Origin of the sequence: Cyanobium sp. Tous-M-B4, assembly GCF_024345395.1 — a bacterium.
Classification (GTDB): domain Bacteria; phylum Cyanobacteriota; class Cyanobacteriia; order PCC-6307; family Cyanobiaceae; genus Cyanobium_A.
The window spans coordinates 44,891-70,076 of the sequence record NZ_JAGQBA010000004.1; the positions used below are offsets into that span (position 1 = coordinate 44,891).

The window sequence follows — 25,186 nt, forward strand, 5'->3', positions numbered from 1 at the left end:
CGGCTTCTCCCACTACGCCTTTTTTCGATGCAAGAGCAACTGATTGTGCCTGTCACCTGCTCAACCTGTTGCCTAGTTGCAACACTTGCACTTAGGGATGCAGCTCGACTTACCAAAAAGCAGAACAGTTGCTTGCGCGATTCGAACCCAGCTGATGCCCTGATGAGGCGCCTGGCACGACTAGGTGTACAAGTTAGCCATGGGAAGCAACTAATTAGCGAGTATCGGAATGAAATGAACGAAATGATGACTTTTGGCAACTGCCAATGATGCTGGCTTAACGCAGCTCAAGTCGAAATGATTCTGCTCCGAGCGGGCCGCTTTTTGAAGCTGAGAGCGTCCAATAACAACCGGTCTATAAACCAACAGCCTGCCTATAAACCAACAGTCTACCTATAAGCAAACAGCCTTCACAGCCTCGGAGAGATACCGCGTTCAATATAATGGTTTAAGGCTATTATTGCCGGGGGGCAACAGGATAGGAATGAAGCCATTGCGATTACTTTAGGGCAGTAAATTCCCAGCAAATAGCGGCATAATTATTGAGGTAATTCTCAAAGCTACCTTCGCTGCTTCGAACTGTGCCGCAGCCTGAAAAGCGGTTGCCTTCTCGAGTAAGCATCAGGCTGCGGACGCTGTCAACAGCGTGCAACTGCTTGCCATCGGCAGACAATGTACCAACAAAAAGAGCACGAGCTCCGCGCGGCGAAATTATTGCAAACTCAACATGTCTGCTTTGTTGTTTGATGATTTTTAAGGTACGGCCTTCCTGATATGCATTCCATACTGCAGGCTTATTAGCCTTTCCTGAGTCAGCGCTATGGAGCGGGTGAAGTTTGCTATGTGTGCCAAATGCTGTGACTGTAGCCGTACCTTTCCATTCAACGGCTAGGTCTGCTATTGGTTGTGCTGGAGAGGGGTGTGGACAGAGCGCCAAGAAAGCAATCAGGACTGAGAAAGCAGGTGTTCTCGTAGACATTCTTGTGGTCGCTTTTTGCACGTAGCTTAATCGAGTCGCTTTTTTCACTTTAAGTACCTTTCTAATGCAGGATCTCTTTTTTTGCAAATCTTTTATCTTGCCGGGTAATTCGAGGTAAGCCCGGTGGCTTTTGGAATTGATCTTGAAATACTATCTAAGTCCCAGTGACGCACATTTCTGCTGATCACCGAGCGCGCAAGCCAATTTGGTCTGGGGCTGCGTAGCAATCGCGTCGAGACGGGTCGCGAATGGTGAAGCAATGGCGGGCAGTGACACTATCTACCGGAATCCTGCGGCTGTAAAGCCCTGGCTTAACTAGCTTTAATTCTTATATCAGGCAAGTTGTTGCCAGGAAATGTGCAGATTGGCAAGGTTGCCCCTGCGGCCGGGCCTGGGTACGGTAACCGTTCTCGGCAGTAAGGGGCTGGGGCTACTCGCCCCTGCGGGTTAGCAGGCCCAGCTGGGGGTCCTTTCTTACCGCTCGCCCGTTTCCATCTGCGCGATCCCTTCCTTCTGTACTGGGTGAAGCCTTTCTGCTTCCTGATCACCCGGCTGGGGATGGAGCAGACCAGCTCCGCGGCGATGGCCAGCCTGTTCGGCGAGTGGTTCGATCCCGATGCCGCCCTGGACTCCCCGATCGGTGGCAGCCGCGCGGTGGTGGAGGCTCTAGTGCACGGCCTGGAGCTCCAGGCCGGCCGGCTTCAGTGCCGCTCCCCGGTGGTTGAGAGCCTGGTTGGAAGGAGGCAGGCCACCCCGGCCTGTGCCAGCTCCCTGCAATGGCACTTGGGCCTACGCGGCGACGACCTGGCTGAGCTGCTGATCAATCAAGTCTCGGTGGGCGACTGGTAGTGGGGTATTGGCGCCGAGCGGAACATGGTGGTGCCGTCGTTGCCGTCGCTGCTGGATCCGTCCCTGGCGCCCACGGGGCATCAGGTGGTGCATGCCTACACCCCCGCTAACGAACCCTGGGAACTCTGGAGGGAACTGGAGCGGGGCAGTGCCGATTACGAAGCCACAAGCAGGAGGGCTGCGCGATGTTCCACCAGGTGTTCGATGGCGATCTGCCCGATTGGTACGAGCGGGTTGTGATCGAGCTGCAAGCCTCCCCCTCACCCCCCGCAACTTACTGCGGCTGCACTAGGGCCGCTACAACACTGCCTGGCCCGCCGATCGGGGCCCTTTCCCGCCCGTGGCACTCCTGTGCAGGGGCTGGTGCTCTGCGGCGCCGGAGTTTTCCCCGACATCGGCATCCTGTCGGCCTGAGACGGCCCTGGTTGGCGTCATGCCGCCGCCAGGGCTCTGCTGCGCTCCGGCCAGTGTTCGTCTGTTGCCTTGGGCCCAACTGCCTGGTGGCATGGCGTAGCAATGAGTTCACCCCTGCTGCTCACGCCGGCCGGAGCTGCGCAGCCCGAGCAGGCGCGAGAGGCGTAGCGGCATAGGCCTGGGCTGTTTGCCGGCCAACCAGTCAGGTCACCAGCCAAAGGCCGCCGCGAAATCCCCGAGCAGGCGCGAGTTAGTGGAGGGGCGTAGGCCTCCAGGGGGCCTACGCCCTAGACGGCCCAGCGCAGGGGCTGCTCCCAGGCTTCCTCTGGGCAGATCAGATCCCAGCAGCAGGCGATCGTCTCTGGCAAAGAGAACAGCACCAGCTGCCGAGCTGCTGTGGTGGCCTGGCCGGTCTTGCGCTGCCTGGTGCTGCTGGGGCGGAGCAGGGTGGAGGTGGCTTGCATCGCTGGAAGGAGAAAAAACGCCCCCACTCGCGCCCATCAAGACGCAGGGTCAAGGCCGCCAGTAGGGCGCTCGCCTTGGCCTGACCCTGCGGCGCTGCCAGCCCGCCAGGTTGCTGGCGCTTGGGCGAACCATCGGGGAAGTTCTCTCCCTTGCGCTGCACCACGGCGAACCCTGATCTCCAGCAATGCATCAGGGTGAAAAAGTCTGGATTAGGCCCTCGGCCGGGCTGGAGCCTGTGGCTCCTGCCCCCTGAGAATGGGCTTGAAAGTCGCCCCCATTTTCTCGCTATAGGCTCGTCATCACGCCGAAGCAATTCAGATCTGGCAGGTCCATCGGTATTGGCATCACAGTTCCCACAGCAGCTACCACCAGCCATGACAACCCTCAACGCCGAGCCAATCACATCAGCCGACTTCCTCGTCTACGGCCAGCCGATCACCCCCGTGCGTGACTTGGCTCCCTTCGGTGAACACGATGCTGATCTGTATTTTGGCAAGGGTCCGATCCGGTTTTACATCGAGATCATGGAGAATCCAGGTGAGTTTCTGAGGGTTATGGCACGCCACATTCATTGCAGTCAATGCCTGGCCTCAGCCGATGCTGAGCCGTGGTGGATCGCCGTAGCCGCTCCTCAACTCGACAGCAACGAGATTGATCTCAGCACGATTCGCCTGTTTCGCGTGGAACCTCGGCAGGCGGTCAAGCTCGCTCCAGGCACCTGGCATGCAGGCCCTTATTTCAGCAGTTCAACGGCAACATTTTATAACCTCGAGCTCTCCACTACCAATGTGGATGACCACACAACGAGTCGCCTTGAGACAGAGCTTCATCTCCAGCTGAGCTGAGCCGTACCAGTATGCGTATCCAATACCAAAATCTTTCCGGGCAGCCACAACGCCTGGATCGACTGCTGCAACTGGCCCATCTCGCCGAGTGCTGCGACACCAAAATTGAAGATACTTTTCTGCTGGCCAACAGTCTGCGGGACAGCCCACAGATGAAGCGTTGTGTCGCACGACTGATGCAGGATCCCAGCTCCAGGCAACTTATACAATCGCGCAAACTGCACAGTGTGCTTCCGCCAGAGGAGCTGGCGGGCTTCAAGCCGGGCACGCTTGGACGAATCTATTACGAGGTGATCAAGAATGAGGGCCTATCTTACACTTACGGGCCAGGGCCGGAGTACTTCAACAACCTCGAGACGGATGCTGATTACGTGAATTATCGCGTATTCTGCACCCATGACTTCTATCATATTGTCTCTGGGTTCGCCCTTGATGTTTTCGGGGAGATTGGCGCTCGCTCCCTGCTGGTGGCGCAGTGCGGCTACCCACCGATGGCCCTGACCGATGTAGTGAATCTTTTGTCCAGCTGGCTTGCTAACGACATCTTCCCAGGCGAGGACAACGATCTCGATGGCGAGCTCTCACAGGTTTATCTGGTTGAGGTGATGTCCCTCGGCATCTGCATGGCTAAGGCCTGCCAACCGCTTTTCGGAACCGACTGGGATTCACTGCTGCCCCTCCACCTCGATCAGGTGCGAGAACTGCTGCAGATCAACCCCGTGATCGAAGGGCGCTACAGCTGGCACAGCCAGGGCAAGCTGGCACATCTCGCGTTATGAGCGGTAAGGCCCCCAACTGGAATGCTCAATCAGCAGAGCCAGGGCCACAAGCAGCAGCGCAAAGCCACAGGTACCGTTCCAGCCCCAACCATTCCAGTTTGCTGAGGTCACGGCGGAGCTGACCGCCGCACCCAGATAGGCCGAGAGGAACAGCTGTCCGCTCATGCGGCTGCGGGCCTGCGGATCAATGGCATAAATCCGTGCCTGGTAGGCCACGAAGCCGCCTTGAACCCCGAGGTCCACCGCCATCAGACCTATCACTATGGCCGGCAGCGCCATCGGCAACGACCTCAGAAGCAGCACTCCAGCTCCGGCACATATCACTCCTGCCAGCACGATTCGATCAGGGCCGCGGAGATCGACCTGGCGGCCGATTGTTGGAGCCGCCAGGATGCTGGCCAGCCCAACCAGACCAAAACCCCCAATCAGCCCCGGGCCGAAGTGCCAGGGCGGTTCCGCCAGATGTAACGCCACCGCACTCCACAGAGCCATGAAGCTGCCGAACAGCAACGCCTGGGAAAGGCAGGAACTCCGCAGCCGTGAGTGCCTGCGCCACAACGCCAGCTGAGAGGCCACTAACTGTCCGTAGCTCTGCTCAGTGCTGGGAGTACTGATCGGCAGGGCGTTACGGAGCATTAATGCCACACCCAGCATCGTCATGGCCGCAATGCCATAGATAGCCCTCCAGCCCCACAACTGCGCCACCACACCGCTCACGCTGCGAGACAGCAGGATCCCGGTGAACTGGCCGCTGAGCACAATCCCCAACATCCGGCCCTGGTTCGCCTCCGGTGTCAACGCTGTGAGGAACGGCGGCAGCAGGGCAGGAATCAGAGCCACAAGACCAAGGGCAAACCAGGCCGCGAGCAGCCAGGCAAAAGAGGGCGCGATCACCGCCGCGGTGCTGGCCATGGCCATACCCAAGGCCAGGAGACAAAGCAAGCGACGGCGTTCGCAGGCGTCCCCCAGGGGCAGAAGCCACAAATACCCCAAGGCCATGCCCAGTTGGATCAGTGTCGGCCCCATCAAGACCGTGCCCTGCTGCAGGTGGAAACCACGTTCCACCGAAGGCAACAGAGATTGCGCATAAAAGGGGTTGGCCGCGCTCACCCCAACGGCAAATGCCATCAATGGCAGGGATGGCTGGTCGTTTCCGGAGGGGCAGGTGTGCGCTGGCGACAAGAAAGAGATGACGCGATGGCTCGCACCAATGTGGCTGAGTCGGCGCGCCGGGAGGGGGGACGCTGGGTGCGACGAATCCTTCGTCGATACGCCAGATCCGAAGCAGGCGGCGCAATGGTCTCGACTCCGTTTTTTCATGTTCAGCCTTAAGCAGCCATTCGCAGCGCTCCACCCGGCCGGCAAGGGGCAGCAGCTGGGGCAGCGGCATCGTCAAAGCACAGGGCGAATATCGTCACTGCGGTCATGCGTTGCCGTCACTGACAGCCGATCAGCGCCAGCGGCTGAAGGGCTCCAGTCCCTCCAGCCGCTCCCGGTTCAGCAGCCAGCAAGCCGACCACAGCAGTATGAGCGAGTTTCGCCGCCGCACCCTTGATGCCCTCAAGGGCCTGTTTATCCAGATCCTGCGCCTGTGCCAGAAGGACGGGATGGTGAGCCTGGACCATGTGGCGCTGGATGGCACCAAGGTGCAGGCCTTAGGCCAGAGCGTGCCGCTTGGCTTCTAGCTCGCAGCGCAACACCAGCAACTCATGCTGGGCCAGCCGCCGCTGATCGAGCTCATCAACGCGGGCCAGACACTTGCGGATGGCGGGCAGCACATCCTCTTCCAGGCGGGTGATCTCCTCCTCTCCATAGGGCTGCTCGCTCCAGGTGCGGCGCAGCGGCAGATCGCGCCGCAGCATCAGCACCACCTCGATGGAACGGAGGGTGGATTCGAGCAGCAGGAACGGATCTTCTTCTTGCCGGCAGGCCGGCTCTCCAGTGCCCGCTGGCCGCAAACCCCAGCGGCCAACGAATAGATCAGCAGCTGGGTGCCGATCACCACCGCCAGGGTCTTGAACACAAACCGCTCCCGGCCGAACGGCGGCTTGGGCGGTCGGGCCAGTGGTCCTGAGTCCATCGCTGCTCTTCCTTCGCGATCAGCCCCAAGCCGGCGGCAGCACAAGCCCCGCCGTCACTTTTTTTCCTGAAACACCCCCACATACACCGTGCCTTTGCGGTACAGGGGCAGCAGCTTGTCGCGTAGAGCGGCGTTGTGAATGCGGATGCAACCCAGGGTGGGATGCAGGGGCTGCTGCGGAGCCCAGGCCTCAGGCCAGCCGCAGGCGGAGCCACCGCCGTGGAGCATGATCCCGGCCCGGCCGGCCTTGACCTCCTGGTCTTCCAGCTCCTCCATATCAAAGGAGCACCAGCCGTAGGCCATGGCGGTATCGGAGCAGGGGGGATTGGGGTTCTGCTCGTAGTCCGCATACAGCTGGCCCAACCTGTAGAGCCCCGGCGGGGTGTCGGTGTTGATGTGGCTCCAGTCGGTATCCGCGCCCTGGCCGCGGGCCAGACAGGGAAGCTTCCACAGAAACTTGCCGCTGTGGTCATAGGCCTCCATGTCTTCGTCGCGGTCATTCACAAGCAGGCAGGAATCACCCGGTTTGACCGGTGCTGCCTTCTGCGGCCCAGCCATACCGGCTTCCTCTGAACCGCGGGGATCGAGGCTGCCGGCAGGGGGCTGCGGCTGGGCTGGGACTGGCGGCTGCTCGCTGTAGGTGAGCGCCCAGGGCGCCTGCTCGCAGAGGATCTCCTCGGCGCACTCAGTGCTGCTGATTGCCTCAAACAGCTGCAGAACGCCGCGTTGCTGCTGCGGCTGGTCGCGGTAATAGCGGAAGCGATCGCTGAACCGCTCGGCGCTCATCGGGGTGGTCATGGGGAGTGGGGCTGACCACTGCCTTTGCCAGCTGGTGCTCAACCCTGCATCTGCCTGGATCTCGCGCACTCGTGATGCGGTGGGCTGGGAGACCCTGCTGATCCATCCGATACTGAGAGGATCGGATTTGTGCCATGGCCAGCGCAGCCACCCTGCTCTCGCCGCCGCCGCTCCAGCTCCCGCGCCATGAGCAGATTGCAGTGCTTGCTGTCCTTGTACGCCTTCTCAGCATTGAAGGGACCGACATCGAGCATCGCCGCGCCTGGGCCTTGGCGCAGCCCGGCTAAATTACCTAGTCCGACTGGTTGCCCCACCTTGCCGCCGGCTGAAGTGGGGTCATGCACCTCCGAACTCGTGACCACCAAGCGCGGCGCTGTGCCCCTCAGCAATAGAGGCAGCAGTCGCTGCAGCAGGGCCTGATGGGCCAAATGGTTCACGGGCGCCGCTGTACTGCAGACCGGCGTTCATCACCAGGCTGTCAATCGGCTCTGCGCCCTGTAGGAGGTCTTCGGCGCAGCGCTCGACGCTGGCGAGATCACTCAGATCGCAGATCGGTGTTACCAGCCGGCCGTCCATGTGTTGGCCCGCCACTTCACAGGTGAGCACCTTGATGAGACTTACACTGGCATGGTGCCTAAACCAGTGGCAGTTCATGCAGACCATCCGGCTACGACTGGATAGCCAGACCTCCCCATCGAGGTGGGGCCAAGCGTCGATGGGGATCTTGCCAGCAGCTGTTCCACTGCTCGGGGTGGGTGATTCGACGCGGGATGGGCACGACCTTCTCATCGTGCAAGCACGCCTGTACTAGCAATTGGTGGTTGGATTTGGCGAGGTGCAGGGCTTGGCGCTCCTCTATCGGGGTTCAGGTCCCCGGCGCTGGGCAAGGTCGAAACCCTTTAGGGCCTTACCCCTTTTGCTCTGCTCCCGGCTTGTGACCGATCCCTCGCCCTGATTGCATGCGTGAAAATTGCCGTGGAAAGCCCAAGATTGAGCTACTTCCACGTAGCGCAAACGAGGCCTTTGGGACAAGGATCCACCTGTCCTTGGCGGAAGTAAAATCAAGACTGGGCCAATGAAATTCCCCAATCCCGATCGTTTTTTTGTTTGACTATTCCTGCCGGGGGGGCTGGCTACAAGCGGCCGCGGCACTGAGCGGTTCCAGGTCGGATTTGGTGGTGTGACCAGCGGCGACCATTTCCTGCAGGATGCCAGCCAGCTTTTCGGTCTAGGCATTGGTGAGCCGGGTAGTTGTCTCGCCGGTATGTTCTGGCGTCATCGTGGAGGTGCCGTTCCAGCGGCCTCGTGGAATGTCCATGCTGTCTCTATTGCAAGGCTGTGCTGTGGAGAAAGCTGCGCCAAGAGCATGTTGCCAAGGACCATTTGGCCGCCATCCAAGATCATCACCGGATGCAATAACTGGGTGGTTGCAGCAGTCATCGCCGGAGTTCAGGTTCAGCCCTTAGGTGGTTGGTATAAAAAGTTTTTTTCTGGCCCCTGCGTCACCTCAGCGGGGATCGCTGTACCGTCTGATCAACCGTTGTCGATCACACCTTCAGTTGTGAGAAGGTCTTAAGTATCCCAAGTCGGATCTCCTTTGACCAACCTTCCAGCGGAGGGAGCATCCGAGCCGTCAGTTCGGATGCGTGACCCGGCCAGCCTCGATCTCAGTCGCCCCTGGCTGTCGCGCCTGCCGCTGGCCTGGCCGTTGTTGAGTTCTGTTGAACTTGGGCGGGAACGGGCGATGGCGCTGCAGGCCTTTGGGTTGCCGCTTTTGCTCCTTCGTGGCGCCGATGGTGTCGCCTCGGCCCACATCGACCGCTGCCCCCATCGACTTGTCTCCTTCTTCTCCGGGCCTAACCCCCCTGTCGTTGAAGGCGACACGGTTCGCTGTCCCTTCCATTCGCAGACGTTCAACCAGCAGGGCCGCTGCGTGCGCACGCTGCATGGCGAGAGCGACAAATCACAGAGTCTGCTCAGCTTGCCGCTGCTGGAGGAGGGAGGGTTCCTTTGGCTGCCTCTGAGCCGCAGTCTCTTCGCTGGCCGTGGCCAACTTGCCATGCCGCCGGAGCAGGTCGAAGCAGCGCGGGCGGCTATCCGGCTGCCGCAGGAGTTCGAGCAGCTCAACGATCCGAGCCGTTTCCGCTGTCATCCGCTGTTTGATTACCGTTATCCCTGTGGGCCTTGGGGCCTGACCATCACCAGCGGCATCGACCACACCCACGGGTTTCAGGTCCATGGCATCGCCCAAGTAGTGCATCGACTGCGCAGCTTTTTCGGCGCTGAAACCCTTAGCGGCATGCATGTTGTTCGCAACGATGCAGAGCGTTCGGTGCTGGTCACATATGAGCAATTTAGCAATTCCCTCCGGGCTTACTGGAAGGTAGGGGGAGCGCCGAACCTCTGGCTCAACAAGCTTGACGAGGGTCTTTACATCGCCGTGCTGTTTGTGCCGGAGGACTCCAAGGCGACCATGACCCGCGGCTGCATTTACATCGACAAACACACCTGGGGGGGCTTGGAATTTCCACCGTTTCTGAACCGCCTGCGCGATTTATCGATTCAGAACAGCGAGGAAGACCGGCCCTTCATCGAAAGCCAGGCGCGCTTTCTGGATCCAGGTGAGCTGCCGATCGGCTATGCCTCCAGCAACGATGCACCGGTGTATCACTTCTTTCGTTACCTCGAACAGATGACCGGCACGCCGATTGATTTCGGTTTCGCCAAGGCCTCCGTTCAGGAGCTTGTGTCCAGAAATTTCTGGAGCAGCTGACGCATGCGGGCGATCGGTTGGTCGGCCTCGATCAGTTGCTCGCCGCTCGGGCAGGGATCAAGTTGCGCCGGCATCGCCTCCAGGATGCGTCGATCCTGATCGATCAGGGCGCGCTCAAAAGCGATCACGCTGGCTGCGCTCACCTCCTCTTCGAGGTCATTCCGCAGATAAAAGCGCAGGATCGTGCATGACTGATCGTCGCGGGGGACAGCGAACAGCACGATGCACTGCTGCCGGCCATTGGGCCAGGTGAGCTCCAGAGTGAGCCCCAGGGGAGCCAGCCAGCGGACGTGTCTCTCCACCCGCAGGTTGGCGCTGCCGTCAGCCACGGTGGCCTCCAGCGCAGCTGTGGTGCTGACCATTAGAGGGATGCTGAATTCCAGTCCGTCCTCGGTGAGGGTGATGCCGCCCTCCATCGGGTCCGGCACAGGCGAGAGGGCATCCAGCACCCCTTGGTGCACAAAGTAATGGTGGATGTTATCGAGACCGTTTTCAATCACTCGGAAGGCGGAGCACTGCCAACGTTCGTGGAATCCTGCGATGCGCCGATGGCCGGGCGCCTCGGCCATCGCTAGCGCCGGGATCGGCAGCCTGGCCTCCGGCGCCATGCATACCCACGCCAATCCATGACGCTCCTGCACCTGGTATGGCCTGGTGTGGCAGCGGTCAGGAATCGGCTGGCCGGGTTGCTGGGGCAGGAGCCGGCAGTGCCCCCTGGTGTCGAAGGCCCAGCCGTGATACGGGCAGTGCAAATGCCCCTCGGCGCCGATGCGACCGTCGGCGAGGGAGGCGGATCGATGGCGACAGCGATCGTCCAATGCGCCGAGCTGACCATTCTCTCCTCGCCAAATCACCAGGGACCGCCCCAGCAGGGTCACTGCCACCGGATCCGCCCCAAGCTCTTGAAGGGGGAGCATTGGATACCAAAACGGTTCCAACCTCTGAAGGAGCGAATCCATCGACGAAAGGCCTTGCCATCCTGCGCATCTTAAATTTGTTTTCTCACCAGTTCATTCAGCAGCCCTGAGCAACCCCACCGAGCTGCTCAAAGGGCGTGTGATCCACCCAGGCCATATGGGACCTACAGCAGTTACAGATCGCCAAATACCGTCTCAGCCTGAGGTTTCGCGCCTCTGAGCTCTGAAAGTTCATGCCGTAGGCCCATTCGCTCAAAAGGGTCTTTATGAACCGATCAGCCTTGGCGTTGATCCGGGGTCTCTAGGACTTTGTGCGCTTTGGCATCAGACCCATGGACTGGCAAGCCAGCCGCCAGGGCGTGGAGAGATAGGCACTCCTCGATGTCGACATGGATGATGTAGCCCTCCTGATTAAACTCGTATCGCCACATGGACACCGATGGCTGCAGATTCTTGAGACGGCCCAAGCACTCAATGTGAGCGCGGTGCGTGAGCCAATTGAACTGGGCGGTTGCCTCATCCCCGAAGGCGACTCGATCATCGCCCTGGTGGGAGCTGCGAACCGCGATCCTCGCGTGTACGTTGAACAGAATCGCTTCCTGTTGGATCGCCAACCCAACCCCCATCTCAGCTTTGCCCGCGGCCTGGACCACTGCCTCTGATTGCACCTGGATCGGTTGGAGATTCAGGCGGTGCTGTGAGCCTGGATGGAACGATTTGAACGCATTGACGTGGATGAAGGGCGTAGCAAGGTTCTGGTGGGCGATCGCTTTTGCGGCGTTGAGGGGTTCATGATCCGTTTCTCTTGAGGTTCTTTACCCGTGCAGATCCCTCAAGCCCTGGTTGAGCGCTACCAGCGCCTCTTTCGCTTCTACGACCGCGATCGTGACGGCAGCCATTCCCTGGAAGGCGACTTCCAGCCTGTAGCGCAGGCCATTAATGCTCGATGGGGTGAGCGACCAACGCCTTTTCCCGATTTGCTCGGCCTGTTGCTGTCCACCTACAGCCATGAAGTCGAAAGGCGCGATCTCGATGGCAATGGGGCCGTCAATGAGGAGGAATTTGTGACCTCCCATGCCTCGGTGATTGAGGCATTTGGCCGTTTGCCGCAGCAGGCACGTTCCTTTATCGCCAAATCAGCCGGTGGATTCTTTGATTGCCTCGACCTCGATGGTGATGGCTGCTTGGAGCTGGCCGATCTCGAGGCCTATGCCAGTGCCTTTGGCAAGCCAACCGCGGGTATTCAGGCGAATCTGGCGCGGATGCTGGCGGCGTTTGATTTGCCGCCAGATCGATTGCCCAAGGCCGTGTTTCTAGAGTTGGTGGTCCAGTATTGGTTTGATCCTTCAGGCGAAGCCCCCGGCCGCTGGCTGTTTGATATCGGGGCGGATCTTTCCCCCTGATCCTCCCTCCCCGAGTTCTCGCTCTAATGCGCAACCTCTCCCATCTGTTTGCGCCGCAGGGGGACTCGCCTGCCAGCGAACAGGTCACCCCCTTTGGCCGCGCCATGGGGCCCCACCTTCAGGCGATGCTGCCTGATTTGTTGCGGTTGATTGAACAACCCGATCATGTGCCCAGCGCCCTGGGCCTGCTCAACTGCAGCTACGCAAGCCCGTTGGCGTTCGAGGCTCGCCAATTGGTTCGGGCCGACTCTCTTGTTGCGGCGCTGGTGCAAGAGCGCTACTGGGGGGATTGGCCTTCTGTGGAAAAGCTTGCTGCCATGACCGAGGGCAGCTTGGGCCATGCACTAGCGGTTCTGCTTCAGCAGGCAGGTTTGGAGTTAATCGACAGGCCAGAAGGGATAGAGCAGCTCCCTGAAGACGATCAATATCTTCAGTTGCGCATTCGCGCTTGCCATGACATCTGGCATCTCGTGACGGGCTTCCCCAATACCCTGCCGGGCGAAGTTGCCCTCAATGGCTTTGGTGCCCGTCAGCTTAGGCAGCCGGGTTCGGCCTTGCTAATTGCAGCTGATCTGATGTCGCGGGCTCACTTGGGAGACACCAAACCCGATTTGGCTGATGCGGTGTCTTTTGGCCTGCGACTCGGCGGCGTTTGTGCGCCGCTATTAGCCCAGCGCTGGGAAGAGGGCTGGAACCGGCCGCTGGATCAGTGGCGCCAGCAGCTCGGTATCGCCGATGAATTGTGTTTGAGCCCCTTCCATGGACATTGATTCCCTACCAGCGGCACAGCCTCCCCAGCTCCCATCTCTAGGCCTGATGGCCCTTGCGGTAGGGATAAGCGTGGCCAATCCCTTTTATGCCCAGTCGTTGTTGCCCTCGGTGGAGGCGGCGTTTGGTCTCCAGGGCGGCAGTGTTTTGCTGGGCCCCATGGCCACCCAACTTGGGATGGCCGTAGGTTTTTTGTTCTTGCTTCCGCTGGGTGATGGCACCGAGCGGCGGCGCATGCTCACCCTGCTGGCCGCAGGAATGGCCCTGGCCTGTGGGGCCGTGGTGTTAGCACCAACCTTTCCAGTCCTGGTGGTGAGCTGGTTCGCCCTTGGCGTGGTGGCGCTTATCCCAGCGCTGTTGCCGCCCTTTCTGACAGCTCTCACCCCAGAGCATCAGCGAGGCCGCATGCTCGGCATCGTGCTCAGCGGCCAGTTCAGCGGCATTTTGCTCTCGCGCAGCGTCAGTGGTCTGGTAGCCCAATTGTGGGGCTGGCGTTCGATTTATGTCCTATCTGCTGTGGCCATGGTGGCAGTGGCGTTGTTGTTTCGCAGGCGGCTGCCTGCCTTCCCCCCTGCCGAAACCAAGGGCTATTGGGCCCTCCAGCGCTCCTTGGTCCAGCTCTGGCGTGCCAATGCCCGGCTGCGGCGCTCGTGCCTCACCCAGGCCATGCTATTTGGCAGTTTCATGGCCCTGTGGAGTGCGGTGGCCCTTCACCTGGCTGGGCCCCCTTGGCGTTTGGGCCCTGCGCTGATTGGCAGCTTTGGTTTGGTAGGCCTAGTAAGCATCCTGGCGGCGCCGTGGGTGGGGCGCTTGGTGGATCGCTATGGCCCAGATCGGATTGTGGTTTGGGGTGTTGTCTGCACTGGCCTGGGGGTGGGTTTGCTTGGGATATGGCCCAGCTCCTTGCCCGCCCTTGCCCTGGGGCTGATGGCGGTGGATTTAGGTGTTCAGGGCAGTTTCGTAGCCAACCAAGCCCGCATCTATGGCATTGATCCGGCGGCTCGCAGCCGCATGAGCGGCCAACTCTTTCTCACGGCCTACCTCGGAGCGGCGGCCTGTTCGGTTGTGATCTCCATGTTCTGGAGCAGCTGGGACTGGCTTGGCACCTGTGCCTTTGCATTGATCCTGGTCGCCATGGCGTTTGTTCTGGAGCGTCAAGGCGAGGGAGTGTCCCTACACTAGAGAGGTAAAATGTATAAGTTGGATGCGGTAAAGCCTGGGTAAAATCCGGCAAAAACTCGGTTAATTTATAGCCAGAAGACCTGTTTTGAGGCCGTTTTAGTCGAGGATTAAAGCTCTCCATCGAGTATTTCCAGCACAGAACATCCAGGCTATTTCTCCTCAGGCTTCAGCCGTAAATAGCAAGACACTGAGTGGCAACAGCTTCAACTGCCCCCTCCCAAAAGCCAAAGTATCGGGAATGGATCCTGTGCGCTTTTCTACTGGCGGTACCCAGCTCATTGGCAATGCTAATGCTGGGGGCATCGGTGACCATGGCCAAAAAAACAGCTGGTTCAATTCTGCGCCCGCCCCTGTTTTGGCTCAACTAAGCCGCGGCCCAGATGTCATTCCAGTAACGCGTCTAGCGGGATTTCATCAGCCTCTAGGTTTGTGGCCCAGTCCTACGACCTTAAGCAAGTAGTAATCGACAGCGGCGGGACCCAGCTTTTGATCCATCACTGCAACAAGGGCGTCGACCTGGTGGGGGTGGTGGCCCTCAGCGGCCACAACGCCATTGGAGGCGCCGCCAACACCGTTATCACCTTGAACCATTGCCCCAAAGACAAGGGCTTGCGAGACAAGATCAACCCCCAGCGCGGGCTGTTAAGCGAAGGCCGCAGCGGCGGAGGCTGTGACGTAGTGATCGACCGCGCTGCATCTGGATCATTCCGGCAAGTGAGCACCTACGAGCACTGGCAGCAGCAGCTATCTGAAGCTAAGAAGGCCAACAAACTGGATCGACTCACGGAACTGCAAAAGTATGTATTGGATGCATTGAACGCCAGCGATGAATGGCTCGCACGGCGGCAGATTTGCGAGGCCATTGGCCTTCCCTGGACAGAACGTGGACGCAGTGGTGATGCGCGCAAAGTTGGCGACTCATTGCAGCGGCTGGTGGAGCTAGGAGCGGTGGAATCGGCACGAAGTAGAACTGAAGCAACGTTCCGCGCCTCACGTGAAACACAAGAAACAACCGTGACAACAGCGCCAACCAGTGATTCCAATGTTCCTCAGTGTCACGAACAGGCCGTGACACTGAAAACGCCTGCGACAACATGCCGGCACGGTCGTCACGTACGTCACCACCCACACAGGCCTCCCACCCCGTTTGGCTGCCCCAACTGCTGGCGAGCCGAGAGGCCAACCCCGAGGATCACCCCCATACTTGAGGGCTGCTGATGGCAAAGCACGGCTTGCCTCTTTGGCTGGCCCGAAGGTCCAGGAATCACTCAGGCGGTGGGATGCCGAAATCGACCGCTGCTTAGCGAAAGGAGAGGAGGAGGAGCCTCCCTGCGTCCGGTATCCCCGGCCGGTTTTCTTAGTGCTGAAAGGTGATCTGGAGGACTGTGCCCTGGCGAACCTGGCGTCCCTTAAAGGTGTTTGGCATCTTGTGGGGTTAAGCGCAAGGTGCCATGAGTTGGTCAGAGCTGGTGCACCCCCACACCATCCTGCTGCCAAAACTACGCAGTCCTGAATAGGTGCGGCTAAGCCCAGATCGCATCTATGAGCTGCTCAGCGATGCCGCCGGCAACCGCTTGAGCAGGCTGATCGCCTCCGCCGGTGTCACCACCTTCAAGGCCTTGAGCTGGCGCTGCTTCTGCTGTAAGCCAGGCAGTGCCAATGCATAGATCAGCAACGCCACCAGGTCGATCGCCAGAAAAACCGGCCAGTAGGCCAGCACAACCCCCAGGGCCATCAGGACCAGCAAGGTGCCGCAGCCGGTGGCGCATCCGATGTTCTGCTGGGCCATGGAGTGGGGATTGCTGCTCAGATCTGAGGGGTCAGCACCGTCAATCTCAGCCTGGCTGATTACCAGCGCCAGCGGAAGAAGTCAGAGCCATGCAATAACCGCATGGAATTGCGCTAGTCCACGCTGAAGCCTCCCCACAACCATCTCAACGACGTCCCGCCTGGAGAAGCTGGGTCGCTTTCTGTTGCGGGGCCTGCGCATCGGTGCCAGCACGGTGTCGATCGTGGAGCTGCTTCGTAGCGACTGGACCGGCGGTATAAGCGCCGGGGTGGCCTGGCTGGTGTAGCTGCAGGTTGAGCGGCGGCTGCCTGCCCTCAACCAGGAGCCCGAGGAGTGGATCCGCAGCTCGGCATAGCCGGTAGCAGGATCCAGATCCCGCCAGAAATGCCACTCCGCCAGCAGGCCAAGCACTAGCTCGGTGGTGGTGCGCACCAGCGAGCCGGAGCAGAGGTGACCGCCGATCACGGCACCTTTGCTGTCAGCGATGGCGATGTGGAGCTGGGCGCCATCGGCTGAAAGGGTGCCGGAGACGCTGAGGATCTCCAGCTCGCCGTGGATGGTCGTGGCCTCAGCAGCCCCCGCAAAGCGCAGCTGAGCAACTGAGAGGCTGCCGATAGCGCTGATCACACAGCCCGCCTGCTCCTGCTGCTCGCCCATCCAGGTTTCAGGCGCCTGACGGAGAACGTCTCCAGGCTGCAGCCGCAACGGCACCACCTTCATGGGGCCAGTCCCTCCACCAGGCCCTGGATCATCACCAGGGCATCGACGAAACCCAACTGCCTGTGGCGAAATGCTCCCGGCAGGGTGCCGACCACTTGAAAGCCATTTCGCTGCCAGCAGTGCCCATACCGCTGGCCAGTCGGCCGGGTTTTAGGGGCGGATTTGCAGGGGGCGATCGGGAAGTTGTCAGAGATATGAACGTTGCTCTGTTGATTGTCACCCCAACATGAAGGCGCCCCGTGGAGGGCGCCTGCTCACCCAAGGTTTGCCGGTCGGGTGTCTGTTGTTTCACGCATCACCTGTCTGGAGCCTGGCAGGAAAGGAATAGGAATCACGTTTGGGAGAAGAAATGCTCAGGGCTTGACCTTCTCGGTTGTGATCCAAACCCGGGTTATGCAGCCCGGTGAGGTAAGGCTGGGAAACAAAACTGGCGTATCGCTCTCTGCTGTTACGGGATGACGCTCGAGCTGCCTCATCGCGTTCACTCTGATGAAACATTCGTACCTCCGTTGCGTACACCGGCTCAGGTTGGCTCCCTAGTCTCCCCTCAACTTAAAAGTAAGCCGCTTTCAAGCGGTGGCTGGTTTTGGGAGTACCTGTTCCCGTATTCCCGGTCCCACAGTCAGCGCACGAATTCGCAGGCCTCCCCATTGCCATATCAGGCTATATCACCTATTAAATCCTTCACTACCGGCACAAGTGCTAAGGCCAATTTGCGATGTCCATGGGCATCCAAGTGAATCCCATCTCCTGCTACGGCAACTACCTGATTACTGTCGATAAAGCTGCAGTTATATTGGGCGCATGACTGCTCGTATTGAGCAGGCAGCTCAGCGGAACGAGTTATTGCATCCTTGAAATGATGGGTCATGAGCTCGGACATATATCCAAACCTTGGTGGCGCAATCACTAAAATCTTTGGTGAACCCTTGCTGAAGCTGGTGGTGCTATTGGTTGCTATCTGCAAGAGTGCGCTAATGCCCCGTGCTGATTCATGAGCCGATGCATTTAGGTGGTGCTTTAAATCATTAGTGCCAAGCATTATTATTAACAGATCAAGCGGCGCATGGCTTTCGAGAACGGCCAGTATTGTGGTGCGAGCATTTCGACCGTCTCGATATGGTTCATCGAAAACAGTCGACCTCCCATTGAGACCCTCTTCAATAACGTAATACGACTCTCCTAGCGATTCTTGCAGAACTCCGGGCCATCGTTCCTTGCGAAGAAGGCGACCTGCAGTGAGGGGTATATATCCCCAAGTATTCGAGTCGCCAAAACAGAGTACCGATTTTTCTCTTGTCACAATCATTCCAAGTCGTGGCCTGACGATCGCTTAGACGCATCCGCATCAATTGGCAGCGATAGCTTCACAAACGACAAAGTTGCAGGCTTCTGGCTGAGCCTATCCCGGGGACTGCAGCCGCAAAGGCACCACCTTCACGGGGTTGGCCCCTCCACCAGCTCCTAGATCATCACCAAGGCAGAGGGATTTGGGCCCGAGGTAATAGGTTCCCACCACGGAGTAGTCAGTAAGTAGTCAGGCTTCAGCGCACCAGCTCCAGCTCCTCCAGCAAGCGCCGTTGGGCCGCAGCGGGCACAAAGCGGTGGGCCGCCATGGCTCCGCTCACGGCTACAGGCGGCACGCCAATTCCAGGGAATACGCCCGCACCACAGAGCGCCAAGCCTTTGATCGGGGTGCCGCCGCCGGGGAAGGCTCCGCGGTTGGCGGGCCAGGCGGGGCCATAGCTGCCCTGGTGCACCCGCAGAAAATCGCGATGGCTCAGGGGGGTTCCCTGCAGCTCAAGCACCACGCGCTCGCGCCAATCGGGCACCAGTTGATCGAAAACGCCATGGAACACATCGCAACGCTCGCGGCGCAGCTGCTCATAGGCGGGGCTGCCCCGCTCCAGATCCTTCCAGAGCTCCCAGGGTTCGTTGGCTGGCGTGTAGCCGTGCAACACCTGGTGGCCCGGCGGCGCCAGGGAGGGATCCAGCCGCGAAGGCATCGATAGGACCACCATATTGCGCTCAGCCCTGATGCCCCGCTGCCAATCCCCCACCCACACATGGTGGATCGGCAGCTCGGCCAGGCCTTGATCTTTGAAAGCCAGGTGCCAGTGCAGAAAACTGGGACAAGCCGGCGCAGCCAGAAGCTTCTGGCGCCAGCGCTCCGGCGCACTGCCCTTACCCAGCAGGGCGGCCGTATCCCATGGGCTGGCATTACTAATAACTCCGTGGCGGGCGTGCAGCCGTTCGCCGCTGACCAGGCGCACCCCCGTGGCTCGCCGGCCCGACAGTTCGATTTCAGCAACAGCCGCGCCCGTGCGCAGCTCGCCCCCATGGCGGCGGATGCCCCGCACCAATGCGTCCACCACGGCGGGGCTGCCCCCTAACGGGTAGTCCAACCCTGCATCGGGCTCAAACCACTCGCCAAACAGGGTGGCCATGGCGGCGGCACTGGTCTGATCAGGCTCCAGGCCGGAGATTAGAAAACACAGCATCTCCACCCAATGGAGCAGAAAGGGATCGCGCAGATGGCGGCGGGCAATAGGCCCAAAAGCTCCGCCCAGCGCTGCCAGCTTGCCCGCCTGGCCGATTAGTTCCCAACCCTGGCTGCCAAGAGTGGTGAGAAGGCCAGCGCCGGGGCGCAGGGCCAACAGCGGCAGCGATCCGGCGGCGCGGCAAAACGGGGCCATTGCCACCAAAAAGTCCTGCCATTCAGTGGCAACCGCTGGCCCCCGCAGGCTGCGGAGCACCTCCAAAAATGGATCCAAACCCACGCCAATTCGAAGATTGCCCTCGGGCAACAGCAGGCCCCACTCCGAGTAGCGCACCACCGGCACGCTTTCACCCACGGCCCGCAGCACCTGGGCCAGGGGGTTGGCACTAGGCCAGCGACCCAGCCCGCTCCAAAGCGAAGGGCCAGACTCGAAGTGGAAGGGTCCCCGTCGAAAACCATGGGCGGCGCCGCCGGGCTGGCTGTGGGCCTCCAGCACCTGCACCTCTAGCCCGTGACGCGAGGCGATGGCGGCGGCACAAAGGCCCCCCAGGCCACTGCCGATCACGATTAGATCCGGCATCGCCCCTCTCGCTCGTGGCAGCAAAGCAATCGACCTTAGTAAGTGGAGATAGGCCCTCGGGCTTAAGCCTCCATCCCTAGCCTCGATTGATACCTCTCGGCGAGAACCCGCGAGCACCGTGACCACTACACCGATCACATCCTTCGCTGAGTTCGCGCAACGGGCTGATTATTCGCTGCTGGAGGGCTTGCAGCCAGATCCCCAGGCCACGCTGGATGGCCACGATCACCGGCCCCGCCAGGTTTTTTCAGGCCATTACGTGCCGGTCACACCCACGCCCCTGCCAGTGCCCGCCTACCTGGCGCACAGCTCCGCCCTGTTCCAGGAGCTGGGCCTGAGCGACGCCCTGGCCCACGATGAGGCCTTCCTGCGGCTGTTTTCCGGCGACATCAGCGTGGCGCGGCAGCCGATGCGCCCCTACGGCTGGGCCACCGGCTATGCCCTCTCGATCTACGGCGCTGAATACATCCAGCAGTGTCCGTTTGGCACCGGCAACGGCTACGGCGATGGCCGGGCCATTTCCGTGTTTGAAGGCGTGTTCAATGGCCAGCGCTGGGAGCTGCAGCTCAAGGGCGGCGGCCCCACGCCTTACTGCCGCGGCGCCGATGGTCGGGCCGTGTTGCGCTCCAGCGTGCGCGAATTTCTGGTCCAGGAGTTCATGCACGCCCTGGGGGTTCCCACCTCCCGCTCCTTGACCCTATGTGGGTCTGGCGCTGAAATCGTGCGCCGGCCCTGGTACACCCCGGGTTCCCGGTCCTTTGATCCCGACGTGCTGGTCGATAACCCAGCGGCGATCACAACCCGAGTGGCGCCATCGTTTCTGCGGGTGGGCCAGCTGGAGCTGTTTGCCCGCCGCGTTCGCCGCCAGGCCCATCCGGAGGCGCTGAACGAGCTGCGCCTGATCGTGGCCCATCTGATTGAGCGCAACTACCGGCCGGAGATCGATCAGAACCTGGCGTTCAGCGACCAGGTGCTGGAGCTGGCGCGCTTGTTTCGCACGCGGCTTATCGCCCTTGTGGCCCATTGGATGCGGGTGGGCTACTGCCAGGGCAATTTCAACAGCGACAACTGCGCCGCCGGTGGTTACACCCTCGACTACGGCCCGTTTGGTTTCTGTGAACGCTTCGATCCCGGCTTCCAGCCCTGGACCGGTGGCGGCGAGCACTTCAGCTTCTTCAACCAACCGCTGGCGGCCGGAGCTAATTACCAGATGTTCTGGTCGGCCCTGCGGCCGCTGCTGTCTGACAACAGCGAGGCCCTGGCGCAGCTGGATTCCATCCGCGACGGCTTTGCCGGCGCGATGAACCAGGAGCTCGAGGCGATGTGGGCCCGCAAACTGGGCCTAGCCGCCCCTGATGCCGCCCTGGTGAACGAGCTGCTGGAGCTGATGCTGCGCTCCCAGGCCGATTACACGATCTTCTTCCGGAAGTTGTCGGAGCTTCCTGCCACCACCCCCGAGCACCTCTCAGCCCTCAAGCAGAGCTTTTATGAGCCGTGTTCGGAAGGCCTCGACGCGGCATGGAGCGGCTGGCTGGAGCGTTGGCGTGCCCAGATTGGCGACCTGCTCGAGACATCAGCAGCGATGAAACGCTGCAACCCAGCCATCACCTGGCGCGAGTGGTTGGTTGCGCCCGCTTATCAACAGGCGGATCAGGGTGACACCAGCCTGATCCAGGAGCTGCAGGCCGTATTCAGCCATCCCTACGAGGAACCTTCCCTAGAGCTGGCGGCGACCTACGACCGCCTCAAGCCCAGAGAGTTCTTCAACGCCGGTGGGGTGTCGCACTACAGCTGTTCGTCGTGAACACACTTGCCGCCAGTGGCGTTGATCACCACCTGATCGCCAAGCTTCACGGCCGAGAGCAGGAGCTTCAAATCTGGTCCGGCCACGTTCACGCAGCCGCCGGTCACCTTCTGGCCGATGCGGTTGTCGTTGTTGCTGCCGTGAATTGCGAAGCTGTACCAGCGAAATTTGCCGTCATAGGTGTTGAAAGCGAAGGGCTGCTTGACGCTGTCCACCGGCTCCAGGCTCACGTAGCCGCTGCCGTATTCGCCGCTTTCGCCATCGCCGTCGAAGTCGATGGCGTTCATGTTGCCAAAAAGCATTTTGCGCAGCTCGGCCTCGCTCTTGCCTGACTTGGCGATCAGGGCGGGATCCATCACAAAGGTGTTGCCGCTGAGGATGGCATTCACCCGGAAGCGGCCCAGGGGTGTGTAGCCCTCCTCGAAGCGGCTGCCGGCGCAGGTGATGCCGTTGCGGCCGAAGCCCACCTTAAAAATGGTGCGGTCCTCGCCCCGTGGCAACACCCCGAAGCTCCTGGAGGGATCCTTTGGGTCGAGCTCGATTCGGATGGGACCAGTAACGCCGGCCGGTACTGGTTTGGGTTGCTTGTTGGTGCCGCAGCCGAACAGCTCCGTAGCTAGAGCGAGCAGAGCGAGTGTGGAGAAAGGGCGCATCACGGTTCCTGCTGCTGCCTCAGCCCACAAAGCGCTTGTATAACCAGCGCACAAAGCCACCGAGCACAGGCACCGGCCCGAAGGTGGGGCCCACGAAGTCGAAATAGTCGCGGTGGTCGCAGATCTTGCCCTCGCTGTTGAGCAGCAGCCGGGAGGTGCCTGGATACACAAACTCAATGCCCTTGATCTTCAGACCCATCTCCCACTCCACAAAGGCCGAATTGGCTTCAATCGCGATCGCGCCGGGGGTGAGGTAGGTGTCGTCACAGCGCTTCAGCAGGCCCTCCTGGGCTTTGATGTAAGCCGAAATGCCATCTCGCTCCTGGGTGGGATCGCTGAAGTGCACGTCCTCGGCGTAAAGCTGCCGCCATTGCGCTTCGCTTGGGCCGGGGGCGCCGTAGGGCTTGTTGAACAAGGCGCGCAGCTGGGCACTGTCCACCGCGGGTAGATCAAGGGCTGAACCCAGGATGCCGCAGGCCCAGTGGTGAGCAAAGTCCCAGGGCGACATCCGTGCTGTGGGCCTTTGCGCTCAAGTTTTTTGAAAATTTGATTTGATCAGTTTCATGCTCAAATCTTTCGGATTTTGCCTATTTGGGCAGTGAGCAACGGTCTTAGTGTCTCCAGAGTCGACTAGGATGAATGGGCTCGCAATAATTCAACTAATTTGACGACAGTTAGCGTCATTACTCCGACCAGGCTTTTGCCCGATCGATTGTCTATGCTGAGCAACCTGAATCGCAGTCTGGCTGATAATAGCTGCAATATCGAACATGTGATTGTCGTTGATGGCAACGACCTCGAAGCCCTGCCTGCCGAGCTTGCAGCCAACGCCACTGTGATTGCTTCTGCCCGGCCGATTGGTCAGGCGGCTGCTCGCAATCTTGGCCTGCTTGTTGCTCGGGGGGAGTGGATCACCAGCGCCGACGACGACGACTGGCTTTACCCCCATTCCATCGACAAGCGCCTGGCCGCAATTAATGGCCAGGCAGGGGCCCTGTGGGCGGCCGGTTATTGCACTGACGATCTCAAAAACGATCCTGCAATTGTGGCCGCTGGGCCATGTCTGGCAGGTGATGTTTGGCGAGCCTGGCCATCCCCCCATGACAGCATTCCCCTGGGGCCAACCACCCTGCTTGTGCAGGCCGCCCTACTCAAGCGTGTCGGTGGCTGGATGGGCCTGCCACAAGGTGAAGATGTAGGCATGATGATCGCGGTTACAAGTAGTGCAGCAGGCGTACTAATTTCTGATTATGTCTATCACATACGCCTCCATGTTGGTCAGATGACAAAATCGGCGTGGTTTGATGATTTGGAGCTTTTATCGCGTCGATCTGCTTGGGAGCGCGGTCAAACCATCCTTTCGCAGCAACTTGCAAGTTCCTCAGTGCCGCTGATTCGGCAGCGCATTGCCACGCTTTGACTATCTCAAACCTGTGAGCAACCCCTCCTTGCCGCCGATCGCTGGCCGCGAAGCTGAAATCCTCGCCCTTGTGCAGCAGCAGCAGCCGGTATTTCTGCCCGCTACGAATCTGGAGTTGGAGCAGCTTCGTTCAGGCTTCGCCTGTGCCCTGCACATGCACCAGCCCACGATTCCAGCCGGTGCCAATGGAGAGCTGATCTCCCACCTCCAATACATGGTTGAGCATCCCGGCGAGGGGGACAACCACAACGCTGAAGCCTTCGCCCATTGCTATCGGCGTTTGGCTGACATCATCCCCCAGTTGATTGCTGAGGGCGCCAATCCGCGGATCATGCTGGATTTCTCCGGCAATTTGCTGTGGGGATTCCAGCAGATGGGTCGCCAAGACATCCTCGAGGCGTTGCAGCGGCTGGCCTGTGATCATGCCCTTCAACCCCATGTGGAGTGGCTCGGCACCTTTTGGAGCCATGCCGTGGCCCCCTCCACGCCAATCCCCGATCTCAAGCTGCAGATCCTGGCCTGGCAGCATCACTTTGCGGCGATGTTTGGTGATGCTGCCTTGCAGCGGGTGAAGGGGTTCTCGCCGCCGGAGATGCATCTGCCCAACCACCCAGACACGCTTTACGAATTCATCAAGGCCCTGCGGGAGTGCGGCTACCGCTGGCTGCTTGTGCAGGAGCACAGCGTTGAGAATCCCGATGGTTCCGCCCTCAGCCAGGAGCAGAAACTGGTGCCCAACCAATTGGTGGCACGCAGCTCCAGTGGTGAGGTGGCGTCGATCACGGCGCTGATCAAAACGCAGGGCTCCGACACCAAGCTGGTGGGTCAGATGCAGCCCTATTACGAAGCCCTGGGGCGTGGCCCCATACTGCTTGGCGGCGTGTCTGTGCCGGCCCTCGTCTCCCAGATCGCCGATGGCGAGAACGGTGGCGTGATGATGAACGAATTCCCCCAGGCCTTCATCCAGGCTCATCAGCGCATCGCCGCCGAGGATGGTGGCGCTGGCACGGTGGCGATTAATGGCAGCGAATATCTCGAGATGCTTGAGGCCGCCGGTGTGTCTGCCGGCGACTATCCGCCGATTCAGGCGGTGCAGCAACACAAGCTTTGGCAGCAGCTGGGCGACTCACCCAGCGCTGCAAATGTGGAGGTGGCCATCGCCGAGCTCCAGGCCCGTGATTCCTCCTTCTCGATGGCCGGTGCCTCCTGGACCAACAACCTCAGCTGGGTAGAGGGCTACTCCAACGTGTTGGAGCCGATGACCAGCCTAAGCGTTGCCTTTCACCAGCATTTCGATCCCCTAGTGGAGGCCGATCCCTCAGTTACCCATACTCAGTCCTACCAGCAAGCGCTGCTGCATTTGCTGCTGCTGGAAACCAGCTGCTTTCGCTACTGGGGCCAGGGGGTCTGGACCGACTACGCCAGCGAGATTCACCGGCGCGGCGTCGTCAGCCTGGGTGCTTGAGCG

Annotated in this window: 28 protein-coding genes; 14 read left to right on the plus strand and 14 right to left on the minus strand. The window is 60.4% G+C overall.

What is annotated here, in order from left to right:
• Positions 1-499 precede the first annotated feature (499 nt).
• Positions 500-937: a hypothetical protein gene (locus KBY73_RS08725; protein WP_254936713.1), complete on the minus strand. Its 438-nt coding sequence runs from the start codon at positions 935-937 to the stop codon at positions 500-502.
• A gap of 564 nt (positions 938-1,501) precedes the next feature.
• Between KBY73_RS08725 and KBY73_RS08730 the strand changes: the two genes are divergently transcribed.
• Positions 1,502-1,828: a hypothetical protein gene (locus KBY73_RS08730; protein ID WP_254936714.1), complete on the plus strand. Its 327-nt coding sequence runs from the start codon at positions 1,502-1,504 to the stop codon at positions 1,826-1,828.
• A 701-nt stretch (positions 1,829-2,529) separates the two neighbouring features.
• Here the strand turns inward: KBY73_RS08730 and KBY73_RS08735 are convergent.
• Positions 2,530-2,706, minus strand: a complete 177-nt coding sequence (locus KBY73_RS08735) for a hypothetical protein (RefSeq protein WP_254936715.1) — start codon at positions 2,704-2,706, stop codon at positions 2,530-2,532.
• Positions 2,707-3,081: 375 nt separating this feature from the next.
• Here KBY73_RS08735 and KBY73_RS08740 point away from each other — a divergent pair, with 375 nt between their 5' ends.
• Positions 3,082-3,552: an ureidoglycolate lyase gene (locus KBY73_RS08740; protein ID WP_254936716.1), complete on the plus strand. Its 471-nt coding sequence runs from the start codon at positions 3,082-3,084 to the stop codon at positions 3,550-3,552.
• Positions 3,553-3,563: 11 nt separating this feature from the next.
• Positions 3,564-4,331: a Coq4 family protein gene (locus KBY73_RS08745; protein WP_254936717.1), complete on the plus strand. Its 768-nt coding sequence runs from the start codon at positions 3,564-3,566 to the stop codon at positions 4,329-4,331.
• Here the strand turns inward: KBY73_RS08745 and KBY73_RS08750 are convergent.
• The gene (locus tag KBY73_RS08750) at positions 4,326-5,459 is read right to left on the minus strand and encodes an MFS transporter (RefSeq protein ID WP_254936718.1); all 1,134 of its coding nucleotides are present in this window, start codon (positions 5,457-5,459) and stop codon (positions 4,326-4,328) included. The genes KBY73_RS08745 and KBY73_RS08750 overlap by 6 nt on opposite strands.
• Before the next feature lie 302 nt (positions 5,460-5,761).
• On the opposite strand from KBY73_RS08750, the gene KBY73_RS08755 reads away from it, so the two are divergent.
• On the plus strand, positions 5,762-6,016 hold the full coding sequence (locus KBY73_RS08755) for a hypothetical protein (RefSeq protein WP_254936984.1): 255 nt from the start codon (positions 5,762-5,764) through the stop codon (positions 6,014-6,016).
• On the opposite strand, the gene KBY73_RS08760 is transcribed toward KBY73_RS08755, so the two are convergent.
• Genes KBY73_RS08760 through KBY73_RS08770 form a run of 3 tightly spaced genes read right to left on the minus strand, consistent with a single transcriptional unit; the run spans position 5,987 to position 7,209 of the window.
• Positions 5,987-6,193 (minus strand): hypothetical protein, encoded by a 207-nt coding sequence (locus KBY73_RS08760; RefSeq protein WP_254936719.1) that lies wholly within the window; start codon positions 6,191-6,193, stop codon positions 5,987-5,989. The genes KBY73_RS08755 and KBY73_RS08760 overlap by 30 nt on opposite strands.
• Positions 6,193-6,411, minus strand: a complete 219-nt coding sequence (locus KBY73_RS08765) for a hypothetical protein (protein WP_254936720.1) — start codon at positions 6,409-6,411, stop codon at positions 6,193-6,195. The genes KBY73_RS08760 and KBY73_RS08765 overlap by 1 nt, the downstream gene beginning before the upstream one ends.
• Positions 6,412-6,465: 54 nt before the next feature.
• Positions 6,466-7,209, minus strand: a complete 744-nt coding sequence (locus tag KBY73_RS08770) for a L,D-transpeptidase (RefSeq protein ID WP_254936721.1) — start codon at positions 7,207-7,209, stop codon at positions 6,466-6,468.
• Between the two features lie 134 nt (positions 7,210-7,343).
• Here KBY73_RS08770 and KBY73_RS15065 point away from each other — a divergent pair, with 134 nt between their 5' ends.
• Entirely contained in the window at positions 7,344-7,496 is a 153-nt protein-coding gene (locus KBY73_RS15065) for a hypothetical protein (protein WP_315858416.1), read from the plus strand.
• Between the two features lie 49 nt (positions 7,497-7,545).
• Here KBY73_RS15065 and KBY73_RS15070 read toward each other — a convergent pair whose 3' ends face one another.
• The gene (locus tag KBY73_RS15070) at positions 7,546-7,872 is read right to left on the minus strand and encodes a hypothetical protein (protein WP_315858417.1); all 327 of its coding nucleotides are present in this window, start codon (positions 7,870-7,872) and stop codon (positions 7,546-7,548) included.
• A 979-nt stretch (positions 7,873-8,851) separates the two neighbouring features.
• On the opposite strand from KBY73_RS15070, the gene KBY73_RS08780 reads away from it, so the two are divergent.
• Positions 8,852-9,982, plus strand: a complete 1,131-nt coding sequence (locus tag KBY73_RS08780) for a Rieske 2Fe-2S domain-containing protein (RefSeq protein ID WP_254936722.1) — start codon at positions 8,852-8,854, stop codon at positions 9,980-9,982.
• Here KBY73_RS08780 and KBY73_RS08785 read toward each other — a convergent pair.
• Entirely contained in the window at positions 9,946-10,899 is a 954-nt protein-coding gene (locus KBY73_RS08785) for an aromatic ring-hydroxylating dioxygenase subunit alpha (RefSeq protein WP_254936723.1), read from the minus strand. The two genes, KBY73_RS08780 and KBY73_RS08785, sit on opposite strands and share 37 nt — an antisense overlap.
• Before the next feature lie 389 nt (positions 10,900-11,288).
• Here KBY73_RS08785 and KBY73_RS08790 point away from each other — a divergent pair, with 389 nt between their 5' ends.
• The 5 genes from KBY73_RS08790 (at position 11,289) to KBY73_RS08810 (ending at position 15,470) form a co-directional block, all read left to right on the plus strand.
• A complete protein-coding gene (locus KBY73_RS08790; RefSeq protein WP_254936724.1) occupies positions 11,289-11,561 on the plus strand; it encodes a cytochrome P450 in 273 nt (90 codons plus the stop codon).
• A 159-nt stretch (positions 11,562-11,720) separates the two neighbouring features.
• Positions 11,721-12,302 carry an EF-hand domain-containing protein gene (locus KBY73_RS08795; RefSeq protein ID WP_254936725.1) on the plus strand — a complete coding sequence of 194 codons (582 nt, stop codon included), beginning with the start codon at positions 11,721-11,723 and terminating at the stop codon, positions 12,300-12,302.
• Between the two features lie 26 nt (positions 12,303-12,328).
• Complete coding sequence (locus tag KBY73_RS08800; protein ID WP_254936726.1) at positions 12,329-13,072, plus strand: Coq4 family protein; 744 nt, start codon at positions 12,329-12,331, stop codon at positions 13,070-13,072.
• Positions 13,062-14,252 (plus strand): MFS transporter, encoded by a 1,191-nt coding sequence (locus KBY73_RS08805; protein ID WP_254936727.1) that lies wholly within the window; start codon positions 13,062-13,064, stop codon positions 14,250-14,252. Before KBY73_RS08800 ends, KBY73_RS08805 begins: the two co-directional genes overlap by 11 nt.
• A 429-nt stretch (positions 14,253-14,681) precedes the next feature.
• Entirely contained in the window at positions 14,682-15,470 is a 789-nt protein-coding gene (locus tag KBY73_RS08810; protein ID WP_254936728.1) for a hypothetical protein, read from the plus strand.
• 322 nt (positions 15,471-15,792) lie between these two features.
• Here the strand turns inward: KBY73_RS08810 and KBY73_RS08815 are convergent, their stop codons facing one another.
• The 4 genes from KBY73_RS08815 to KBY73_RS08830 form a co-directional block, all read right to left on the minus strand.
• On the minus strand, positions 15,793-16,041 hold the full coding sequence (locus tag KBY73_RS08815; RefSeq protein ID WP_254936729.1) for a hypothetical protein: 249 nt from the start codon (positions 16,039-16,041) through the stop codon (positions 15,793-15,795).
• Positions 16,042-16,122: 81 nt separating this feature from the next.
• Positions 16,123-16,761, minus strand: a complete 639-nt coding sequence (locus tag KBY73_RS15145; protein ID WP_396096865.1) for a PPC domain-containing DNA-binding protein — start codon at positions 16,759-16,761, stop codon at positions 16,123-16,125.
• 658 nt (positions 16,762-17,419) lie between these two features.
• Entirely contained in the window at positions 17,420-18,070 is a 651-nt protein-coding gene (locus KBY73_RS08825; protein ID WP_254936730.1) for an SGNH/GDSL hydrolase family protein, read from the minus strand.
• Between the two features lie 235 nt (positions 18,071-18,305).
• On the minus strand, positions 18,306-19,841 hold the full coding sequence (locus KBY73_RS08830) for an NAD(P)/FAD-dependent oxidoreductase (RefSeq protein WP_254936731.1): 1,536 nt from the start codon (positions 19,839-19,841) through the stop codon (positions 18,306-18,308).
• A 118-nt stretch (positions 19,842-19,959) separates the two neighbouring features.
• Here KBY73_RS08830 and KBY73_RS08835 point away from each other — a divergent pair, with 118 nt between their 5' ends.
• Positions 19,960-21,645, plus strand: coding sequence for a protein adenylyltransferase SelO family protein (locus KBY73_RS08835; protein ID WP_254936732.1), 1,686 nt, complete (start codon positions 19,960-19,962; stop codon positions 21,643-21,645).
• Here KBY73_RS08835 and KBY73_RS08840 read toward each other — a convergent pair.
• Positions 21,627-22,298 carry a L,D-transpeptidase gene (locus tag KBY73_RS08840; protein WP_254936733.1) on the minus strand — a complete coding sequence of 224 codons (672 nt, stop codon included), beginning with the start codon at positions 22,296-22,298 and terminating at the stop codon, positions 21,627-21,629. The genes KBY73_RS08835 and KBY73_RS08840 overlap by 19 nt on opposite strands.
• Before the next feature lie 19 nt (positions 22,299-22,317).
• Positions 22,318-22,737 carry a nuclear transport factor 2 family protein gene (locus KBY73_RS08845; RefSeq protein WP_254936956.1) on the minus strand — a complete coding sequence of 140 codons (420 nt, stop codon included), beginning with the start codon at positions 22,735-22,737 and terminating at the stop codon, positions 22,318-22,320.
• A 279-nt stretch (positions 22,738-23,016) separates the two neighbouring features.
• Here KBY73_RS08845 and KBY73_RS08850 point away from each other — a divergent pair, with 279 nt between their 5' ends.
• Positions 23,017-23,718, plus strand: coding sequence for a glycosyltransferase (locus tag KBY73_RS08850; protein ID WP_254936734.1), 702 nt, complete (start codon positions 23,017-23,019; stop codon positions 23,716-23,718).
• Between the two features lie 13 nt (positions 23,719-23,731).
• Positions 23,732-25,183: a glycosyl hydrolase family 57 gene (locus KBY73_RS08855; protein ID WP_254936735.1), complete on the plus strand. Its 1,452-nt coding sequence runs from the start codon at positions 23,732-23,734 to the stop codon at positions 25,181-25,183.
• The last annotated feature ends 3 nt before the right edge of the window (positions 25,184-25,186 follow it).

What these genes read in the sequence shown, in the direction of transcription:
- KBY73_RS08735 (WP_254936715.1), bottom strand. Translation starts at nt 2,706, where the DNA reads ATGCAAGCCACCTCCACCCTGCTCCGCCCCAGCAGCACCAGGCAGCGC.
- KBY73_RS08740 (WP_254936716.1), top strand. Translation starts at nt 3,082, where the DNA reads ATGACAACCCTCAACGCCGAGCCAATCACATCAGCCGACTTCCTCGTC.
- KBY73_RS08745 (WP_254936717.1), top strand. Translation starts at nt 3,564, where the DNA reads ATGCGTATCCAATACCAAAATCTTTCCGGGCAGCCACAACGCCTGGAT.
- KBY73_RS08750 (WP_254936718.1), bottom strand. Translation starts at nt 5,459, where the DNA reads ATGGCATTTGCCGTTGGGGTGAGCGCGGCCAACCCCTTTTATGCGCAA.
- KBY73_RS08760 (WP_254936719.1), bottom strand. Translation starts at nt 6,193, where the DNA reads ATGCTGCGGCGCGATCTGCCGCTGCGCCGCACCTGGAGCGAGCAGCCC.
- KBY73_RS08765 (WP_254936720.1), bottom strand. Translation starts at nt 6,411, where the DNA reads ATGGACTCAGGACCACTGGCCCGACCGCCCAAGCCGCCGTTCGGCCGG.
- KBY73_RS08770 (WP_254936721.1), bottom strand. Translation starts at nt 7,209, where the DNA reads ATGACCACCCCGATGAGCGCCGAGCGGTTCAGCGATCGCTTCCGCTAT.
- KBY73_RS15065 (WP_315858416.1), top strand. Translation starts at nt 7,344, where the DNA reads ATGGCCAGCGCAGCCACCCTGCTCTCGCCGCCGCCGCTCCAGCTCCCG.
- KBY73_RS15070 (WP_315858417.1), bottom strand. Translation starts at nt 7,872, where the DNA reads ATGGTCTGCATGAACTGCCACTGGTTTAGGCACCATGCCAGTGTAAGT.
- KBY73_RS08780 (WP_254936722.1), top strand. Translation starts at nt 8,852, where the DNA reads ATGCGTGACCCGGCCAGCCTCGATCTCAGTCGCCCCTGGCTGTCGCGC.
- KBY73_RS08785 (WP_254936723.1), bottom strand. Translation starts at nt 10,899, where the DNA reads ATGCTCCCCCTTCAAGAGCTTGGGGCGGATCCGGTGGCAGTGACCCTG.
- KBY73_RS08790 (WP_254936724.1), top strand. Translation starts at nt 11,289, where the DNA reads ATGGATGATGTAGCCCTCCTGATTAAACTCGTATCGCCACATGGACAC.
- KBY73_RS08800 (WP_254936726.1), top strand. Translation starts at nt 12,329, where the DNA reads ATGCGCAACCTCTCCCATCTGTTTGCGCCGCAGGGGGACTCGCCTGCC.
- KBY73_RS08805 (WP_254936727.1), top strand. Translation starts at nt 13,062, where the DNA reads ATGGACATTGATTCCCTACCAGCGGCACAGCCTCCCCAGCTCCCATCT.
- KBY73_RS08815 (WP_254936729.1), bottom strand. Translation starts at nt 16,041, where the DNA reads ATGGCCCAGCAGAACATCGGATGCGCCACCGGCTGCGGCACCTTGCTG.
- KBY73_RS15145 (WP_396096865.1), bottom strand. Translation starts at nt 16,761, where the DNA reads ATGAAGGTGGTGCCGTTGCGGCTGCAGCCTGGAGACGTTCTCCGTCAG.
- KBY73_RS08825 (WP_254936730.1), bottom strand. Translation starts at nt 18,070, where the DNA reads ATGATTGTGACAAGAGAAAAATCGGTACTCTGTTTTGGCGACTCGAAT.
- KBY73_RS08830 (WP_254936731.1), bottom strand. Translation starts at nt 19,841, where the DNA reads ATGCCGGATCTAATCGTGATCGGCAGTGGCCTGGGGGGCCTTTGTGCC.
- KBY73_RS08840 (WP_254936733.1), bottom strand. Translation starts at nt 22,298, where the DNA reads ATGCGCCCTTTCTCCACACTCGCTCTGCTCGCTCTAGCTACGGAGCTG.
- KBY73_RS08850 (WP_254936734.1), top strand. Translation starts at nt 23,017, where the DNA reads ATGCTGAGCAACCTGAATCGCAGTCTGGCTGATAATAGCTGCAATATC.